Origin of the sequence: Microcoleus sp. BR0-C5, assembly GCF_036705045.1 — a bacterium.
Classification (GTDB): domain Bacteria; phylum Cyanobacteriota; class Cyanobacteriia; order Cyanobacteriales; family Microcoleaceae; genus Microcoleus.
Genome location: NZ_JAUBTR010000152.1, coordinates 1 through 4438, shown reverse-complemented (window position 1 = coordinate 4438; position 4438 = coordinate 1). Strand labels below are relative to the sequence as shown.

At 42.4% G+C, this 4438-nt stretch carries 2 protein-coding genes; both read left to right on the top strand.

The genetic code is table 11. The features are described from left to right. Nucleotides 1-621 precede the first annotated feature (621 nt). On the top strand, nt 622-1716 hold the full coding sequence (locus QUB08_RS31340; RefSeq protein WP_333230130.1) for a glycosyltransferase: 1095 nt from the start codon (nt 622-624) through the stop codon (nt 1714-1716). A 39-nt stretch (nt 1717-1755) separates the two neighbouring features. Then, nucleotides 1756-3981, top strand: a complete 2226-nt coding sequence (locus QUB08_RS31335) for a polysaccharide biosynthesis tyrosine autokinase (protein WP_333230128.1) — start codon at nt 1756-1758, stop codon at nt 3979-3981. Nucleotides 3982-4438 lie beyond the last annotated feature (457 nt).

Here is a 4438-nt window from a genome sequence, read left to right as displayed (position 1 = left end):
TTGCATTGTGCTGTCGAGGGTTTGGTAGTTTTTCTCATTGTCAAATTCCTGTTTCTAGACTACTCATATTTATAAATTCACTATTTTGTTATTTTGTCAATGCGTAAGTCCTAGATCGGGTAAAAAGTCAGCCTGGATATATCACCATTCAGCAATAACAAAATTCATGTTTTTATAGATGGGCTCGGCAACCCCTGAGTTTTTACTTAACACTGCCCACAAGTCGGCTACTTTAGATGGGTCTGAAAAACTTCTGCGTAAGGTGATTTCCGACACAGTGAGTGCCAGTAGGGGGTATCATACTGATCAATACGTAAGTAATCGGCTCCATCTACAAGGCAAGATACACTAATTCCGCCTCAGCGCAAGCGATGTAACCCTCGTGCTGACGATCGGGACTTCTATAAGGCTCATCAAGGGAATAAAAAACTGATAATTTCAACTGAAGCAGTATTGGGTGATTACGATATGTTTGTCTAGGTGTAACAAACTTTATCGGTGCAAGTTACCTTGGTGTTTCCGTTATCTGGTGGAATTGATAACGCGCTCTAGGAAGGGTGGAAGAAGAAGTATTTGTACAACGGCATCATCGGTGTCGGATGATCTAAAATAGAGAGTAATATGAAAATTGCCCTAGTCCATGATTACTTAACACAGCCCGGTGGGGCAGAGCGTGTATTTGAATTGCTGTGTACACGCTACCCCAATGCTGATATTTTCACGTCTCTGTACGAACCTAAACAAACTATTGACCTAGGCGAACGTGAAGTTCGTACAACTGTACTTCAGAAGGTTCCAGGAGCAAGTAAGAATTTTAGGCTAATGGCTCCATTTTATTTTTCAGCCTTTCGAGCATTGGATCTACAAGACTACGATCTGATTATCAGCAGTACCACAAGCTTTGCTAAAGCTGTGCGAAAAAGACCAGGAGCCAAACATATTTGTTTCTGTCACAATGTCACCCGTTTTTTGTGGGATACCACAACATATCTGCGAGACTATTCTACCTATCGAAATCTTTCTGGTATGCTCGAACCGATTTTTCAGAAAATGAGGAAAGCCGATCTAGATTCAGCTCAGGAGCCTGACTTTTACATTGCTAATTCCAGCACTGTTGCCAGTCGTATCCAGCAATTCTATGGCAAGCAATCAGTTGTTATTAACTATCCCATTGACATAAATAAATTTATTTTTTCCCAAGATAAGGAGGACTTTTATTTGACCTCAGCTCGTCTTCTTGGTTACAAACGTATCGATGTGATTATTGAAGCATTCAATTGGCTGGGATGGCCATTATTGATCACCGGTAATGGCCCCGAGCGAGAGCGTCTTGAGTCCAGAGCTTTAAAAAATATCAAATTTCTAGGTCATGTCAGCGATACAGAACGTTGTCAGTTGATGTCTAAAGCTCGTGGTGTTATTGTGGCTGCTTTGGAAGATTATGGCTTAGTTCCAGTGGAAGCTAATGCGAGTGGAACGCCCGTAATTTCCTATGGTAAGGGTGGTGTATTAGATACTCAGATACCAGGTAAGACTGGGGTATTTTTCAATCTACAGACACCTGAAGCGATTCACACAGCATTAGTTGAGTCCAGTAAGATTACATGGGATTACGAAAAAATTCGAGACCATGCGGTAGATAACTTTTCCGAAGAAGTTTTCTTTAAAAAAGTAGAGGGTGTGATTGAGGAAGTTTGCAGCCATCATCAGCCATAAATAGATTTGGTTTAATAGGTTTGTTAGCGAGGCGTAGAAGTGACTGAAAACAATATAAACTCAATTGCTGAAACAGAAGCGGGCTATGGAGAACTGTTTGCAGTTTTAATCCGCAGGCGCTTTTGGTTGCTAAGTGTCTTATTTATTGTATTGGCTGCTGCCACTGCAAAAGCGTTGACAGACAAACCTACCTATAAAAGCTCAATGCAGCTCCTGGTAGAATCTAATTATCAAGGCAAAAAAGACAGTAAAACAGATAATCAATTTGCTGATTCTAATGTTGAGATAGACAATGCTACTCAGCTTAGTCTGATGCAAGGCCCTATGCTCCTCCAAAGGGCGGTGGAATTGCTTAGCCCTGAGTATCCAGAGCTCGATGTAGAGAAGATTAAAAAATACTTAACCGTCACTCAAGTGGCGGCTGGGAAGGGATCAGACAAGACTACTAAAATTTTTGAAGCAACTTACACGGCTAATGATCCGACTCAAACCAAAAAAGTGCTACAAGTAATGCAACAGGTTTATCTGGATTACAACCGAGAACAGCAGAGACTACGTTTAACTAAAGGTCTTGCCTTCATTAATGAACAATTACCAAAGGTTGGTAAGAATGTTGCTCAAGTTGAGGGGACTTTAGAAGAGTTTCGCAAAAATCAAAATCTGATTGAGCCAGAACTACAAGCAAAAGCTCTGAGTGAGGCAATTAACAACATTCAGCAGGAGCGACGGGTCAACCAGGCGACTATAATGGATCTTCAGGCTCAATACGACTCTTTGCAGCAGCAACTTGCTAGTTCTCCCCAGGAAGCGCTTGTTGCAGCACGGCTAAGTCAGTCTTCTCGTTATCAAGCCTTACTCAACGAAATCCAAAAGACAGATTTAGCCATCGCCCAGCAACGGATACGCTTCACTGACAGAAACCCAGTTATTCAAAAGTTACTCTCGGAGCGCAACAAGCAACTAAGTCTCTTACAAGCAGAAGCACAACGTGCTACACCAGAAGTTTCTGCTCAACTTCCTGGTACTGGAGAAAGCCTTTTGACAGAAAGGCAACTCGGTGCAACTGACTTAAGTATCGCTACTAAGCTTCTGGAGATTGAAACAAACTTAAAGGGTTTAAGTGCACGCGACGAAGCACAGGCAAAAAAAGAGCAGCAGCTCCGTGTAGAACTCGCTCGGTTTCCTAATCTATTGGCTAAGTACACTCGTTTACAAACAGAAATACAACTCAAGCGTGAAAGATTTCAACAGTTAGAGAAAGCACGGCAGGACTTAAGTCTGGAAATTGCCCGAGGTGGATTTGATTGGCAAGTTGTCGAAGTACCGCAGCCCGGTATAGCGAGTAGTTCCAAAAAACGGCAGAACATTATGCTAGGTGTCGTGGTTGGGTTGTTCTTGGGTGTTGCTGTGGCTTTTGCTCGCGATATGTTGGATGATTCTGTTCATAGCTCGGATCAGTTAACAAAACTGGTTCCCCTGCCACTACTAGGAATGACTCCACAGCTACCGCAAATCAAGAAGAACAAACTAATCATTAAGCTACCGTTCGGCGGCAAGCGACAAGCTTCCGCCACTTGGGCAAGCGAACCAATCATCAAGCTACCTTTCGGCAAGCCGGAAGGTATGGCGCCTTGCACGATTGAAGTAATTCATAGTCCACCTGCTTGGGAATCGTTTGACCTAATTTATAAGAACATTCAACTTCAAAGTTCTGCTTCGACTTTTAGTCCTTTGATAATTACCTCAGCATTGGAGGGTGAGGGAAAATCAACAATCGCATTAGGTTTGGCAATTAGTGCTGCGCGTCTACATCAACGGGTACTGCTAATTGATGCTGATTTTCGTCAGCCGATGCTGCATACACAGCTCAATCTCCCTAATGAGTATGGGCTTTCAACTCTGCTGGAAACTAACGCTAAAGTGCCTATAGGCAGTCATATTTCAGCATCAGACCTATATGTTGATATTTTGACTTGCGGGCCAATACCCAAAGATCCAGTAAATCTGTTAAGTTCTCCTCAAATGCAGAGATTAATGGCAGGGTTTGAGCAGAATTATGATTTAGTTCTGCTGAATGCACCTCCCGTTTTAGGGATGGTAGATGCTCTGCTGATTGCATCTTGTTGCCGGGGGGTAGTGTTGGTGACACGCATTGATCGGGTGACAAAAACTGCACTTACTGAGACTACAGCCATGCTGAACAAGTTAAATACGATCGGGGTGATCGCGAATGGTGGTATTAGTCTCAAAAAGAGTAAGGACTGAAAAATAAATAACTTGATGGATTGTCGGATATAATCAAAAACAGCGCCCTGATTGCTATTTTCTCTAAAATTGATAGAAACTCGCAAGGGATTTTTCTATTCTACCACTTTATCTGACCTTTAAACCTATGTTTTATTTTATAGCGATCGCAAATCATTCGTAAATTAATTAGGGCTTGCTGAATATATCGATCTCACTTGACGTAGCCTGGGTTTCGATCGCGCGATCGAGAATAAATTGCAAGATAAACAGGTAAAATAGGTCAAAACCCGTGCATCACCACCTGCGATTGTGTACAAAAAGCTGAGCTTGCTACTCCCTCACCTTCCGACTTTGAACTCCCCTCATGTGGAAAACTGTCACTCCTCAACCGTTGGGTAATACCACTTCTCCAAAATTATGCTACATTACCTATTGCCGATAGAATATAATCCCATCCCGATATCGATGCGATTGT